Source organism: Klebsiella sp. 18074 (genome assembly GCF_902705905.1).
Classification (GTDB): Bacteria; Pseudomonadota; Gammaproteobacteria; order Enterobacterales; family Enterobacteriaceae; genus Klebsiella; species Klebsiella terrigena.
This window is the reverse complement of the sequence record NZ_CACSIS010000020.1, coordinates 74,341-88,564: the sequence shown is the minus strand read 5'-3', so window position 1 is coordinate 88,564 and position 14,224 is coordinate 74,341. Positions and strand designations below refer to the sequence as shown.

Below are 14,224 nucleotides of genomic sequence, written 5' to 3'. Positions count from 1 at the left end.
CGGGCATCGACGGAGGTTAGTTGGCGACCTGGCTTTCGTAACCTTCTTTAATATCGTCAAAATAGGCGGTAATCGGGAAGCTTTTGCCGTATTCCACCAGCGCCTGCGGCGAAATCTCAGCAAACAGCTTTTGCCACGTCCCCGCGTCCAGCTGCGGCTTAACGTGCTGCGCATCGATGCCGGGATACCAGTTAAACTGCTTCACGATCCCCTGCGCCTGCACCTCCGGGCTGGTCGCCAGCTCGATAAACTCGCGCGCCAGCTGCGGATTCGCCGCCTTCGCCGGGGTCACGTAATACATCGGCTGACCCGGCATGCCCGGCGCCAGCAGGGACAGCTTGATCGACGGCGGCAGCTTGCCCTGATCCTTCCAGCTGTAGAACATGTCCACCCACACCGGCCCCATCGCGATCTCCCCGCGGGTCAGCATATCGAGCGTCCCGGCGTTGCCCGGCGTGAAGGTGACGTTTTTATTAAAAGCCTTCAGCTTTTCATAGGCCTGGCCCCAGTTTTTCTCCACGCTTTTATCGTACGGCAGGGAGGAGAGGCGCTGAGCGTCGGTGCCGTAGGCGTACATCCAGCCCACCACGAAGCTGACCCCGGACATGCCGTTTTTAATCCCGTTATAGCCGAAGGCCTGCGGGTTTTTCTGCGCCCAGGCCACCAGCTCATCGTAGGAGGCCGGCGGGGTTTTGATCGTCTCGCTGTTCCAGGCAATGGCGGTCTGGCTTAAAAACATCGGCATCACGTAGCCGTCGACGTTAACCCCGAGGGCATTTTTAGCGTTGTCGGCGCTAACCAGGCTGCCGGTCTTAATCTGCTGGCGGTACTTCTCTAATAGCCCCTTCTCCACCAGCTCGCCGCCGGCTTTTTGATGTACCACGGCGACGTCAATATCCCAGCTGCTGGCGCCGCTCTCCTTCTGCGCCGTCAGCTTTTCGATAATTTTGTTCGACCCCGCATCCCCCGGCCCGGTACCGATAACCTGCACCTTGACGCCCGGATGCGCGGCCTCAAACTTTGGCCCCAGCCAGGTTTTTACGTAATCCACCATATTCTGATCGCCCGCCGTCGCGACGTTCAGGATGGTATCGGCCTGCGCGCCGTAGCTCAGGAGTACGGCGGTCGCTAGCGCAACGTTTTTTTTAGTAAACATGGTTTATCCCCAGAATGAACACGATGATGTCAACTTGCATGAGATGAAGGAAAAATATGCAGCGCCGGCGTCGGCACGTGCAGCCTGACCGGGGAGCTGGCGGGCCAGCAGCGGGTAGAATCCGCCAGCAGCAGGCGATCGCGGCAGCGCACGCTGTGGCGATATAAATGGCCGAGGAAGGCGCTTTGTTCGACGATGCCGTCAAGGGTCAGCCCCTCCTGCGGCGCGCTATCCGCTACTGAAAGGAGCGCCGCGTCGGTGCTGCGAAAATAAATAACCTGCTCGCCAGAATCGATATCGGAATATGCCTGTGGGCTGCGCCAGTGAATACCGTCGAGGGTGCGGATATCGCGGCTATTTATTTTATTATCGGCCCCCATAAAATCGGCGACAAAAGGCGTGGCCGGACGCTGATATATCTCTTCCGGCGTCCCTAGCTGCTCAATCCTGCCGTTATTTAATACGGCGATACGATCAGCCATCACCAGCGCTTCCTGCTGGTCATGGGTGACGATTAATGAGGTAAAGCCGAGCTTCTTTTGCAGCGCTTTTATTTCATGGCGGACGTTAAGACGGACTTTGGCATCGAGATTGGAGAGCGGTTCATCCAGCACCAGTACGTCCGGTTCAATCGCCAGGGCGCGCGCCAGGGCAACCCGCTGACGCTGGCCGCCGGAAAGCTCGGTCACCTTCATTTCCGCCAGCCCCGAGAGGTTGACGATCTCCAGCAGTTCCGCCACCCGGCGGTCGATATCGTCGCGACGCCACCGACGCAGCTTCAGGCCGTAGCCGATATTGCGGGCCACCGTCAGATGCGGCCACAGCGCATAGCTTTGAAAAACCATCGTAATATTGCGCTGCTCCGGCGGGCTATGGGTAATATCCCTGCCAGCGACGACGATCTCCCCGCTCTGCGCCGGGATAAAGCCGCAGAGCGCATTGAGCAGCGTGGTTTTCCCGCAGCCTGAAGGCCCCAGCAGGGCGATCATCTCCCCCTTCTCTACCGCCAGATCGATATTATGCAGGACAACCTTATCGCCGTAGCTAATTCTCAGGCTGGCAATGTGCAGATAGCTCATATTCGGTATCCAAAACTCTTCTGTAGGCATTTTTTTATTTATTCGCACCGAGATGAACACGTGTTCATTTGGCTGTAAAAAAAATGCAACGTTGACTCGACATGATGTGAGCCTACTTTGTCGGGTATTTGTGACAATTTAATTAAGTGCGAAAATTTTTTGGCGAGGGTAAATGAAAATAGACGTTCTCGGCTGCGGCAGCGCCTTCTCAGAGAGCCAAAATACCTCTGCGCTGCGCGTTATTGATAATAACAATCGCCAGTGGCTGATTGATTGCGGCCCCACCATCCCTCGTGCCCTGTGGCAGCGCGGGGGCGATATTAACGATATCGATGCCATTTACTTCACCCACGTCCATCCGGATCACTGTACCGGCCTGACGGCGCTGCTCAACTACTGGAAAAGCTTTTCCCGCCACAAGCCGCTGATTATCTACAGCCAGCCGCAGCAGCGTCCGGTACTGATGCAGCTGGCGCAGCTGGCAAACTGGCCGGACACCGCGCTGTGCTTTGCGATTGAGTGGCGCGACGTCACCCCGGCGTGGACCTGGCACGACTGGCAGATCCGCACCGCCGAAACCCAGCACGAGCTCAGCAACCGCGCTATTCGCATCACCCTCGGCGGGAAAAGCCTGTTCTACAGCGGCGACGGCCGGCCGACTGCGCAGTCGATCGCGCTGATGGCGGGGGCAGATCTGGCGTTTCAGGAGTGCGCCTCGCTCACCGCCCTGAGCGACGACGCCTCCCACGGCGATTTCCCGGCCTGCCTGGCGCTGTTTCAAACGCTGGCGCTGCCCGCCATGGGGCTCTATCACTGCTACGACGCGATCCTGCCGGCGCTACGGGTAGCCTGCCGGCCGTGGAACGGGTTGTTCGTCAGCCAGGACGGCTTACAATACGATCTTCATCAGCCACCGCGCAGCGGCGAGGAAAGCCCGGCATGAGCGCACTTCCCCGAAAACAGAGCATTACCGCCGAGGACGTTGCCCGCCGCGCCGGCGTCTCGCGCGCGGTCGTTTCCCGCGCGCTGAGCAATAACGGCAGCATCTCGCCCGCCGCCCGCGAGCGGGTGCTGCGCGCCGCAGAAGAGCTGGGCTATCAGGTCAACTTTCTCGCCCAGGGGCTTAACCGCCGGCGCAGCCACCTGATCGGGGTGATCGTTTCCCGCATCAACGATCCGTTTCGCAGCAGCCTGCTCGACGGGCTGCTGAGCGAGATCCAGCGCCGCGATTTTCAGGCGCTGGTCAGCGAGATCCGCAGCGAGCAGGATCTGGCCCAGACCCTTCGCCGCTTCGCGCAGTTTCGCGTGTCCGGGGCGATCGTCACCTCCGGCCAGCCGCCTGAATCGCTGGTCTACGAGTTCGCCCAGCAGCAAATTCCGGTCGTCGGCATTAACCGTCAGCCCAATATTCCCGGCGTCGACTACGTCTGCTCGGACAATGCCGCCGGGGCGGCGCTGGCCGCGAAGCAGCTGGTAACCGCCGGCTGCCGCCGCTTTGGCTGGCTAAACCATCGACACTCAACCTGGGCCGGACAAATGCGCGGGGAAGCGTTTTATCAGGCGCTCACCGAACTTGGGGTGGATACGCGGCGCGATCTTCAGCCTCTTTTTGCCTCCCTCGAGGGCTATGAGGGCGGGCTGCTGGCCGCCGCCGACGCCGACGATGCGCTGGAGGGGATTTTTTGCGCCAACGCGCAGCTGGCCTGTGGCTTTCTTGACGGCATGCGCCAGCGTGGCAAAGAAGCCCCGGCGGATTTTCAGCTCATCGGGTTTGATAACACGCCGCAAACGGCACAGTACAGCTACCGGCTGACTACTCTGCATCAGGACGTGGCGGAGATCTCCCGCCAGGCGCTCACCCGCCTGCTGGAGAGGGCCAGCGATCCGCTCCAGCCTTCACGCACCACGTGGGTGAAGGTCGATTTAATTCACCGGCGCACGTCGCCATCAACCACATAAGAGCCAGGCTATGACCGAAGAACAGCAGCAGTCGCTATGCAGTTTGATTCGCCAGTTGGGTACGCGCGCGCAGGAGCTGCGCGATGCGGGACTGCAGGTGGATAAAAAAGCGCGCCAGGATTTTGTTTCCCAGGCCGACGTTTTCGTCGAGCAGGAGATCAAGACCTGGCTGGAGGCCCATCGCCCTGAGGACGGTTTTCTCGGCGAAGAGAGCGGCCTGCGGGCCGGGAAGCAGGGAACCTGGGTCATTGATCCTATCGACGGCACCACCAACTATATTCTGGGCATGGATTACTGGTGTATTTCTCTGGCCTGGGTCAGCCAGGGCGTGCTGGAGCTGGGCATTATCTACGCCCCGGATCGCAACGAGTTTTTCTTTGCCCGCCGCGGTGAAGGCGCATTTCTCAACGCTAAGCGCCTGGCTCTGCGCGAGCCGGACCCGGAAACGGTGGTGATTGGCATGGGGCGCTCCAGCCGGGCGCCTGCCGCAAACTACGCCCGCATGCTTGAGCGGGTGATTGACGCCGGCATGGAGTACCGCCGCTTTGGCGCCGGGGCGCTGATGCTGGCCCACGTCGCCGCCGGCCAGGTGCACGCCTATTATGAGGCGCATATGAACAGCTGGGATGCGCTGGCGGGTATCCTGCTGATCGTCGAAGCGGGCGGGACAAGCAGCGACTTTCTGGCCAACGACGGCCTGCTCAGCGGTAACCTGGTGCTGGCCGGCTGCCCCGAGGTTCAGTCGCGCCTGATGGCCCTGACGGGCAGCTAACCGCCCGCCGATGGCGACGGGCAGTCGCTGGATATTTTGATAAATTTATCGTTGTAAATTATGTATTTGTCGCCAGGCTGGCGCAGCGCGGCCTGGCGCACCACGTCGCCTGGGCGTAGGTACCAGGCGTCGCCGTCCTCTTCCGTTGCCCCACATCCGGGCTTAATCAGCAGCTTAAACCAGGTGTTGCCGCTGTTGCTGACGGTGCCCGCCTGGCGGTCAAAAGCCCATTTAAAATCGACCTGACGCGGACGCACCGCCAGGATAGTCTCCACCACCACCACCGGGTCGATGCTCACCGCCGCCCCGGCGGTATTGCGCTCTACGCGGTTGCGGGTAGGGATTTCACGAAACGAGACCCGATAGTAGCGCTCGCGGTTGTCCTGAGGCCCGTGATAGTAGAACTTAAAATATTCCCCCTCCCTCGCCTGCAGGGTCAGTTGGCGCGGCGCAAAGAGCAGCTCGCCGTCCGCCGGGCGGGAGCGAACCTCTTTCCCGCCCGGACGGTCGATGCCGACCACCGAGACCTGATACAGGCGCGCGCTCTGGTTATTATTCAGCACCCGCTTGGCGGCAAAGCTCTCTTCCGCCCCCAGCGAAAAGGTCAGGTTACCGACCGATATGGCCTCTCCGACCGCCGGCAGGCAGAGGGCCAGCAGCCACGCCATCGCGCGTATCGTATTAGTTAACATTTCGCCACGTCGCCTGGACCCGAATTTCACCTGAAGCGCTCACTTCACCGAACCAGCCGTCACCGTCGATCGTTTTCAGCGAGATCCCGTCATTCATCGGGATGGAAAACTTGACCGTGGTTTTATTCATCACTCCCGGATCGCCGGAGGCGTCGTTCCACGGCGTGCTCATCCACAGCGCATCGGTCATGTCGCCCCAGCTATCGTCGCAGCCGGCATCGTAGGTTTTGTTGCCGCCGTTTTGCGTCGTGAAGGTCAGCGTCGCCGGGAAAGGCACTTTCGTCGTATTGTCCGCGGAGCTGAAGATGCAGTATGAACGCCCGTCGATGGTCTGCGCCGGGCCGTTAACTTTGATCAGCACCTCATCGGCGGCGGTCCTGCCGCTGGTGGTGACGATATAGCCAAAATCCAGCGAAGGCTTGCCCTGCCCGACGTAGCCCTCGCGGCTCGGCGCGCTGGTGTACTCATCGGAAATAATGCTGATACCGAAATCACGCGGCTTGATAATCAGGGAGTTAGAGGTAGAAAACTCATACCAGCCGGACTCCGGCGACGTAATGTTCTGGAAGCGGAAGTTAAACAAATCTTTGGTATTTATATCGCTGATCCCCAGCGCGACCATTTGCTTAAAGAAGTTATTCGAAAAGAAGATGTAAATGGAGTCAGAGGACTTCATCTCATTGAAATTGTAGTAGTAGGAGATGCCGCTTACCGGTTTCCACGAATTGCCGTTGAGGCTGAACTGCATATCATAGATGCCCACCGCAGAGACCAGCGACGAATTGCTGATGGCGGGGAAAATATGGATGGAGGTATTGCTCAGGCCGTTGTTTTCCAGAGCATAGTTAACCATCTTACAGCTCAGACCGGAGCGGGTGCCGATGGTCTGGGCATGGCAGTTGGTGCTCCCCTCGCCGAGGGTCGGCACGCCGTCGGTATTGATAAACACCTCGGTAAGGGAGTGAGTATTGAGCAACCTTAAGTTGGCGGCCTTGGTATGGGTAACCTTGCGGGTATACCAGCGCCCCGAAGCCTGATCCTTACAGCGCGCCCCGCTGCTGGCATCGAACTGAACGGAAGTCTGACAGACGTTGATGGTCATCGAGAAGCTGCCGCCTACCGGCATCTGCTGCAGATACTGGTAGAAGGCGTCGGATAGCATCCCGTGCATCCATTTAGTCCCGCCTGAGGTTACCGTCGCGCCGTAGAAACCGCTCGCATCCAGCGCCGGTGCCTGAATCAGGCTGGTTGCCATATCGCAGCCAACGTACCAGTTTATACAGCGCAGGCCGCTCAGCGGGTTGGATACCGGCGAGTTCTCCAGCCACATGTCGAACTGCCAGTTGGCGTTCAGCACCGTGTTGTAGCCGTTATCGATATAGCCCAGGCTCTGCTGATAGATAGTGCCGGTACCGGTATACTTCAGCCCGGTCCAACGGCTGCCGCCGGTCAGGCGCGGGTCGAGCGCGCCGCCTGGGGTGACGAAGTAGTTATCGTCAGCGTTGTTTTCCACAAGCACATACTGCATCGCCGCCGCGTCGGGCCAGTTCGTTTTGGTCACCGCCGCAGAGGCCCGCGTCATTGCGCCCAGAGCGAACGCAATCGCCAATAGCGCACCCCATTTAGCCTTCATAATTCTCTCCCGTCGCCAGGTTGCTGGCGTAGGTTTTCAAGCCGTTACAGGTCACATCGCCGACCCATACCGCCCCGCGCGCTTTGTTAATCTCAAGCTCCACTTCGCAGCGCTGGTTGTTGCCGTAGCTGAAGTCGATGGTCGGGAATTTTTTATCTACATCCATCACAAACTCGCCTTTGTCATCGGTGCGGGTGCGCCCGATGTGGTTATTAATGTGCGCATTGGCCAGCAGCGTGCCGTCTTCGGCGCGAATACGCCCGGAGACGGTCACCATCTGCTTCACTTCCGGCTCGATCACCGCCACGTTGCCCGGATAGAGGGTCAGACGGCTTTTGCGGCTGCTGACGATGTCGTAGCTGTCGATCGAGTTTTTGCTGTTCTGCAGCTCGACTTCGTAGCGGCTGTAGGGCGAGAGCGGCAGATAGCTGCGTTTACCCGAGAGCTGGAATACCCGGCCGTTTACCCTGGCGCTGAGCTTGCCGTCATCTTCAAGACCGGTATTAAAAATCACCCCGGCGTTACCGTCGGTACGCCCGCTGGCGGCAATATTTGTCCCCTGCCAGCCCACGCTGCCGCTGGCGGTGAGGTTGGTATTCACGTAGCCGTCGGTCCCGCTGTTCACGTTCAGCGTCCCGCTGGAGTAACGGGTATCGAACTGGGCATAGGCGCCGCCGCTCAGGGTTTTGTCATCCCCAGTGTCGCCGGAGATGGCTCGGGAGATATTGGCGCCGACGGTACGAATGGTGCTCCCTTCCTCAAACTGCTTGCGCGCCGCCAGGTTGGCCATGGTGTAGCCATTCTGGTGGGTCATCCCGGCGCTAAACCAGTTGCCGAGCGGCAGAGAAAAGTCGAGCGCGATATATTTCCCGGTGCTGGCGCTGCTGTCGCCGTTGTTAAAGCGCTGGATCCCGGCGCGCAGGCCCAGCGAACCGTAGGCGTTGCTGTAGAGGGTCTGATAGTAGTCCGCGGTGTAGTAGTGGCTGCTATAGCGGCGATCGTCGTTATAGCTGATGCTGAAGGTGCCCAGCTTTGACCACAGCGGGCTGAGGTTTAACGTCCCACCAATCGCCCGGTTATCGGCGTCGCTGCGCCGCAGCCTGTCGCCGATTATGGTCTTTTCCTGGTTGACCCAAACCGAGCTAAAGCCGCCGGGCAGCGTGGCGCTGACGCTGCCGATACTGCTCCACGAGCTGTCGCTGGCCAGCATGTTTTGTAGGTTCACGTTGATAGATTGCGTCAGCGGCAGGGTCAGCCGGGTCTCGCCGACGGCGTTGTTATCGTAGCCGTAGCCGGTTGCGGCCCAGCTGAAGGCGCCCAGCGAGCCCGTTGCCGAAGCCCCGGCCAGCCAGCTCTCTTTGGCGGGCAGCGTCTTTTTGCCGCCCTCTGACCAGCGGTCCATATGGAAACTTCCGCCCCAGACCTGCCAGGCCAAAGGCGCGCCGGCGCCGCGTCCCCGGGTGAACAGCTTGTTCACCCGCTGGGTTCGCTTGCTGACCACCCGGCCGTTAACGACAACCTCAACATTCACGTCGTAAATCCCGTACGGCAGGCCGCGGGTATCAACCTCATGGTTGCCCATCGTGAAGTTCTGCACGCTCAGCAGGCGGCCATCGCGCGACAGATGCACTTCACCGGCGGAAGGCAGGAACGCGATAATCGGCGTCGCCGACTGGGAGTTATCAAAGACCGTCGAGCTGGCCTGGTTGCCCCAGGAGGCGCCGTAAATTTTGCCTGCCGAAATGGCGGTCATCGGTCCGAGGGACTGCAGGTTCCACGTATCGAGCATCCCGCCCGCAAAGCGGTGACCGGCGAAGTCACGCTCGTACATCGCCTTATAGATCTCGCTGTCCTGATTGCTGGTTCCGGCGCCGTAGAGCGATCCGTCGAGCACCAGATGATGCTCGCGCAGGGAGGTAACATTATTCATCGACAGATAGCTGGAGGTGCTGTTCCCCGCGTTGCGCATCTGGTTGTTATAGACGCCGAGGTTATAGTTTAGGGTGCTGCTGAGGGCGTTAACGCTGGACTGGCCGATATCTTCGCTGCGCGATCGCAGCACGGTGCCCAGGGCCTCTTTTTTCACCACCAGCTGGAGCAGAAGCTGGCGCAGGCTGAGCTGCAGCTGCGCGTCGGCGGAGATCTTCATGCGCAGGTCGCTGTCGAAGGATTCGTTCGCCAGGGAGGCGAGCGTCTGCCGGGTTTGGGCGCTCACGGTGGCATTATTATCGCTCTCCTCCAGGCGGATCTGGCGCACGCGCAGCACGCCGCCATCCAGCCAGATAAAGGCGCTGCCGAGGCGCTGATCGTCCCCGTTTCCCGTACTGCCTTCCAGATGAATAAAGAGCGGGATGCTCATCCCGTCCTGCAGGGCCTGGCTAAACGCCTGGGGAATAATTACGCCGCCGATTTGCGGTATCTGCTCCGGCGCCGCGCTGACGCTGAGCGGAACAGAAAAAATAACCATACCGTAGGCCAGGAGCGCTTTCAGCTCCGGGGAAATCCGTAGTCGCGGCATAACCTTATCCCGTCAGCACAATTGTTATTTTACGGGAACAAACTGCTCGCCCTGCCAGAGTGCGACCCGTCCTTTTTTATCGGCAACGTTGACGCGCGTGAATCGGCGCTCTTTGCCGGGCATGAGGTAATAATTTTCTTTGCACTCTTTGCCATCTGCCGGCTTGAGGCATGGGCCGTAGGCGAGGATGCGCAGCGTGGCGTTTCCGCTGTTCACCAGCGTGCCGTTGGCGTACTGATAGCGGTAGTTCACCTTGCGGGGCGCCACGACCAAAATGGTGCCAATACGGGCGGATGCCGTCGCTACCGCGCTGCGGGCTGCGCCATTGCGCTGCGCGTCGCTTAGCGCCTGATCGAACCAGACGATGCGGTAATAGCGCTCTTTGTCATCCGTCGGGCCTTTGTAGAAAAAGCGAATAACATCGCTGCTCTTCGCCGGCAGCAGCAGGCTGGCAGGCGTGAGCAAAACTTCGTCCTGGCTCTCCATCGCAATGACGTTACCGCCATCGAGCGGCGAGGAGAGGCGCTCCATATGGATATTGATCAGGCGTCCACTGTCGGTGGTATTTTTTATCTCTTTGCTGAGCACGCTGCTGTCGCTGTTCATAAACGAGGAGATATCGCCAACGTCCAGCGCCCGGGCCGGCATGATTGCGCATAAACAGAGGCCAATAGCCAGAATGTGGTTTTTCATGGGAATTCAATCCGTGAAAGAAAGCAGGGGGGAAGCCCCCTGCTTTGTGCTACAGGGAAATCAGCTGGTCCAGGTCGCGTCGAACTGTACGCTGACGTCGCCGCTCCAGATCCCTTCCGGCAGCGTGCTGTAATCCGTTACAGCCGTGGTACCGTCGGTGGTGCCGCTAACGATAGAGAAGTTGAAACCATCCTGAGCGGTAGTACGGCCGGCCTGGTTATAGCCGTTAGCCAGCGCGCTGAGGTTGCCGCCCAGCTTGCCGTTAGCGGTATCGATCATGGTGGTGTCAGTCGATTTTTCTACGGACTCGCCGTTGTAATCAACGCCAACGCTCAGCGTAGAGCCAGAGGTGTCCAGCTGAGTCAGGGTATTGGTGATCAGACGGGAAGTCAGTTTAAAGGCCGTTGCGGTAGCATCGCCTTTAATTGCAACATCAAACAGGCCTTTCTGCGAGTTAAAGCCTTTGATCCCTTCAGCGTACTGGAACGCCAGGCTGCCCAGCGGAGTGACGACCAGCTTGCTGGTGGTATCTTTTTTAGCGGTTGCTGACCAGGTCGCTACTGCCTGAGCCGTAACATCAGCGGCCTGAACAGCGCCAACACAGAGAGTAGTCATCAGAGCTGCTGCCAACATTTTCAATTTCATATTTATCACCTGATAAAGATAAGAGGCTTTTTATGGCCCGTACTGTTCCATAGTTCTTTATGGAATGATTGCCCTTAAGAACCCTGAGTTCTTAAAAACAAATGCCTTAATAAATCGACAGGATGCGCTGCCGCGGCAGATCAAATAATCCGCAGGCCATTCTTTGATGCCGGAAGAATAAACCGCATCAGGGCCAGCATTGTGATATTGTTATTATTAAGCAAGCCAACTTTATTGCTGGTATTGCTTTTATGTAAACTGACCGTCTTAATGCTTAAGCCGAGTGTTTGCGAAATGTCATTAATTAAACCACCGATAATCATTAAGGACATTATTTTCTCTTCTCGCGGAGTCAGGTTTCTCTTCCTGATTTTATATTCTTTAAGTTTAAACATATTTTCCACCACCTTGACGCTGGCATTGGCCGATAGAAAATAAATATCATTAATATCCGACACGTCGCTAACAAATTTTGCATCCGGGGCGACAATAACTTTCGCCAGGCTGTTAGACAGATAGTATCGGTAGAAAAATAATATATGTTCTAAATGTGCAAAATGGATAATTACATAGTCGTCAGCGCTCAGCGTCGCACACTGCCTGCGGGCCAACTCGCTATCAAAACTGCCGGCACAACCGATATAACAGAAGTCATCGGCCATATGGCTCAGGCCTTGTATAAAGAAATAATTATCAGTTACAATCAGTACAGCCATAATAACCAGCCTCTATTCCATTGGCCACCGGTTCGGAAAAAACACTTCCACGACGCCTTCGTTACTAATTATGACGGGTTCGTAACAACAATCTGGCACGCCCCTGCCATTCATTAACATTGCTATCACATTATTAATGTCGCTACGTTTTATGCAGCAATACTAAAGGTAATATTCATATTTTATTACTCATAAAGTTATGAAACGTAAAGAAATCACATTTGTTGATTTTATGTAAAAACATAACTCATTGAAATTAATGAGTTATCTAACACAAAATTAACAAACACAAGTATTTTTACAACAAATGCCCTGATGGATTAAGATAATTCTTAGTTATGAATGAATGCTGAGAGTAAGCTTTAATGCTAGTATCTCAATATCAAATCTTAGATAAACCTCAGCCGCGGTAGCTATTTTACGATAAGACATAATACATGGACACTATTTACGTTATTGAGAACACGCTCAGGTTCAATCCTACGGCGCATACTCTTCATGCTATCGAAAGCAATGAGCGTATCACTCTGGCAATACCAGCAAGCCTTTGCTTTATTTTATTAATTAAAAACCAGGGTAGAATAGTCACCCAGGCAGAGCTGTTGCATAATGCCTGGGGAGAAAGAGGGATGAACGTTACGCCAAATACCCTATACCAAAACATCTCTCTGCTGCGTAAATCATTAAATCGCCTGCACGTTAACGGCGGCATAATTCAAACAATCCCGAAACGGGGATTTATGATTGACGATGACACCACCATTTTTGCCCGGCATATTGAAAGCGACCCGGGGTCCGAAGACGATAGTGGAACGAATGTTGAGGAAAATGTTAATAACCCGCATCAACCTCCGGCAGTAGAAAGTATAGAACCGCAGCAGCCAGATCCGGAACTGCCTCGGGATAACCTATCGACATCGCCGCCAGTGAACGAAGACCAGTTCACCCCGTGGATATTTTCCGGCATCAGGTTCGCTGACAGTCAAAAAGGAACCTGTAGAGTTGCGGGTTTCGCCAGCCTGCTGGCGATTGTTCTGTTGGTCTATGTTTATTATTTCCCGCAGACCAGCGTGCCTTTCTTCTCTTATACCGAGCTGGCCACTCCCGGTACCTGCAAGGTGTTTCGTAATGATGACTTAAGATTTGATGAATTTTTTATTAACTTTATGCAGGAGAAGCACATCAGCTGTTCCGATGGCCAAACGGTATATATTACCAACCACTATCCGTCGAGCAGAACGTCGCTGATCGTTTGTCGCTATCCGATCAAATCAAGCAAGAAATCATTCTGTACCTCCTCCTACTACTTAAAATAAAAGAAAATATCGGCATATAAAATGAAGAAAATAATAACCCTCATCATCATTATTCTTATGATCGGCGGTGCTGTATATTACACTCACTTACGTGAAGAGGATGATAGTATTGACTGTACGTCGGCCTTTTCGATTATCAATGATGACGAAACCTTCTCGTTTTCAGTTACATTCTTCACTAAAAATGGCAATGGTCTGATGACCTTTACCGGCAATTCCGGAAATGCCCAGGACAATATCAGCATTCGCAAATATTTCTCCTATACTAAAAACAAGAACGATATCTTTATTTTTAAAAACAATGATTCCAACATGCGAACCAGTTCACCGGAATTCTCCGAAAAGTTCGATGATATTCTCCCACCGTTCTTTACTGGAATTAGAAAAGAAGATAACTTTATTATTAAAATAATAAAGTTAAAGCCTGGGTCGTGGGTATTTATGTCGACAAATACGCCCTATTTTGTCTGTGAAAATACCCGTTCTTAACAGCCACTAGCTTAGCATAAAGCGTGGCGGTGATAGCTGCCGGGGCATCGCTTAATGACGCAGTGCGGCTGGTAGCAGCACACCTCTGCGGTGGTTGCGCTAAAGTCATGGGGGCAGGATGGCCGCTCTCTCAGCGACTCCCACTGCGTATCGCTGTAGGTCGCAATATTGTAAACCTTAAAGAAATGATATTTATTATCTATCAGAACTTTAGATGAATACAGTTTCATTGATTCACCGGGAATCAACAGAATATCCGCTTCATACCAGATGATAAACTTTAAAAAACGCAGTCCGCAGATACTGGAGAATGCGACGCCAGAATGCGGGCATATGATTGTATTAAGCACCGTCCATTTCATATTTCATCCTTGTATCCAGGACCAAAAATCATGACTTCAGAAATAGCAAATATTATAATTAACCGCAAGTCCTCAGCGCAATAATGTGATATGGGACAACCATCAACCACATCCGCTCTAGCTATTTAGAAGTAATTTACATAATATTTAATACGTAGATTTTGCCCCTAAAAATACATATTTATATGTAAAGT

At 55.4% G+C, this 14,224-nt stretch carries 14 protein-coding genes; 5 read left to right on the top strand and 9 right to left on the bottom strand.

What is annotated here, in order from left to right; genetic code table 11:
* Nucleotides 1–16: 16 nt before the first annotated feature.
* Both GVK32_RS19280 and GVK32_RS19275 read right to left on the bottom strand, forming a co-directional pair.
* A complete protein-coding gene (locus GVK32_RS19280; protein WP_159871856.1) occupies nucleotides 17–1,156 on the bottom strand; it encodes an extracellular solute-binding protein in 1,140 nt (379 codons plus the stop codon).
* 29 nt (nucleotides 1,157–1,185) lie between these two features.
* Nucleotides 1,186–2,235, bottom strand: a complete 1,050-nt coding sequence (locus tag GVK32_RS19275) for an ABC transporter ATP-binding protein (RefSeq protein ID WP_159871853.1) — start codon at nucleotides 2,233–2,235, stop codon at nucleotides 1,186–1,188.
* Nucleotides 2,236–2,407: 172 nt separating this feature from the next.
* On the opposite strand from GVK32_RS19275, the gene GVK32_RS19270 reads away from it, so the two are divergent.
* Genes GVK32_RS19270 through GVK32_RS19260 form a run of 3 tightly spaced genes read left to right on the top strand, consistent with a single transcriptional unit; the run spans nucleotide 2,408 to nucleotide 4,966 of the window.
* On the top strand, nucleotides 2,408–3,178 hold the full coding sequence (locus GVK32_RS19270) for an MBL fold metallo-hydrolase (RefSeq protein ID WP_159871850.1): 771 nt from the start codon (nucleotides 2,408–2,410) through the stop codon (nucleotides 3,176–3,178).
* Complete coding sequence (locus GVK32_RS19265; RefSeq protein ID WP_041143622.1) at nucleotides 3,175–4,194, top strand: LacI family DNA-binding transcriptional regulator; 1,020 nt, start codon at nucleotides 3,175–3,177, stop codon at nucleotides 4,192–4,194. The genes GVK32_RS19270 and GVK32_RS19265 overlap by 4 nt, the downstream gene beginning before the upstream one ends.
* 10 nt (nucleotides 4,195–4,204) lie before the next feature.
* Complete coding sequence (locus tag GVK32_RS19260) at nucleotides 4,205–4,966, top strand: inositol monophosphatase (protein ID WP_159871847.1); 762 nt, start codon at nucleotides 4,205–4,207, stop codon at nucleotides 4,964–4,966.
* Here GVK32_RS19260 and GVK32_RS19255 read toward each other — a convergent pair.
* From GVK32_RS19255 to GVK32_RS19230, 6 genes are all read right to left on the bottom strand, one after another.
* A complete protein-coding gene (locus GVK32_RS19255) occupies nucleotides 4,963–5,658 on the bottom strand; it encodes a fimbria/pilus periplasmic chaperone (RefSeq protein ID WP_159871844.1) in 696 nt (231 codons plus the stop codon). The two genes, GVK32_RS19260 and GVK32_RS19255, sit on opposite strands and share 4 nt — an antisense overlap.
* Nucleotides 5,648–7,240 (bottom strand): hypothetical protein, encoded by a 1,593-nt coding sequence (locus GVK32_RS19250; protein ID WP_227697878.1) that lies wholly within the window; start codon nucleotides 7,238–7,240, stop codon nucleotides 5,648–5,650. Before GVK32_RS19250 ends, GVK32_RS19255 begins: the two co-directional genes overlap by 11 nt.
* A gap of 40 nt (nucleotides 7,241–7,280) precedes the next feature.
* Nucleotides 7,281–9,809, bottom strand: coding sequence for a CS1-pili formation C-terminal domain-containing protein (locus tag GVK32_RS19245; protein ID WP_159871838.1), 2,529 nt, complete (start codon nucleotides 9,807–9,809; stop codon nucleotides 7,281–7,283).
* Nucleotides 9,810–9,833: 24 nt separating this feature from the next.
* Complete coding sequence (locus tag GVK32_RS19240) at nucleotides 9,834–10,502, bottom strand: hypothetical protein (RefSeq protein ID WP_159871835.1); 669 nt, start codon at nucleotides 10,500–10,502, stop codon at nucleotides 9,834–9,836.
* A 60-nt stretch (nucleotides 10,503–10,562) separates the two neighbouring features.
* A complete protein-coding gene (locus tag GVK32_RS19235) occupies nucleotides 10,563–11,147 on the bottom strand; it encodes a common pilus major fimbrillin subunit EcpA (protein WP_159871832.1) in 585 nt (194 codons plus the stop codon).
* Nucleotides 11,148–11,287: 140 nt separating this feature from the next.
* The gene (locus GVK32_RS19230) at nucleotides 11,288–11,863 is read right to left on the bottom strand and encodes a LuxR C-terminal-related transcriptional regulator (RefSeq protein WP_159871829.1); all 576 of its coding nucleotides are present in this window, start codon (nucleotides 11,861–11,863) and stop codon (nucleotides 11,288–11,290) included.
* Nucleotides 11,864–12,300: 437 nt separating this feature from the next.
* On the opposite strand from GVK32_RS19230, the gene GVK32_RS19225 reads away from it, so the two are divergent.
* The gene (locus tag GVK32_RS19225) at nucleotides 12,301–13,179 is read left to right on the top strand and encodes a transcriptional regulator (protein ID WP_159871826.1); all 879 of its coding nucleotides are present in this window, start codon (nucleotides 12,301–12,303) and stop codon (nucleotides 13,177–13,179) included.
* A gap of 21 nt (nucleotides 13,180–13,200) precedes the next feature.
* Complete coding sequence (locus GVK32_RS29235; RefSeq protein WP_227697877.1) at nucleotides 13,201–13,668, top strand: hypothetical protein; 468 nt, start codon at nucleotides 13,201–13,203, stop codon at nucleotides 13,666–13,668.
* Between the two features lie 11 nt (nucleotides 13,669–13,679).
* On the opposite strand, the gene iraM is transcribed toward GVK32_RS29235, so the two are convergent.
* Entirely contained in the window at nucleotides 13,680–14,030 is a 351-nt protein-coding gene (gene iraM / locus GVK32_RS19215) for an anti-adapter protein IraM (protein ID WP_159871823.1), read from the bottom strand.
* Between the last annotated feature and the right edge of the window lie 194 nt (nucleotides 14,031–14,224).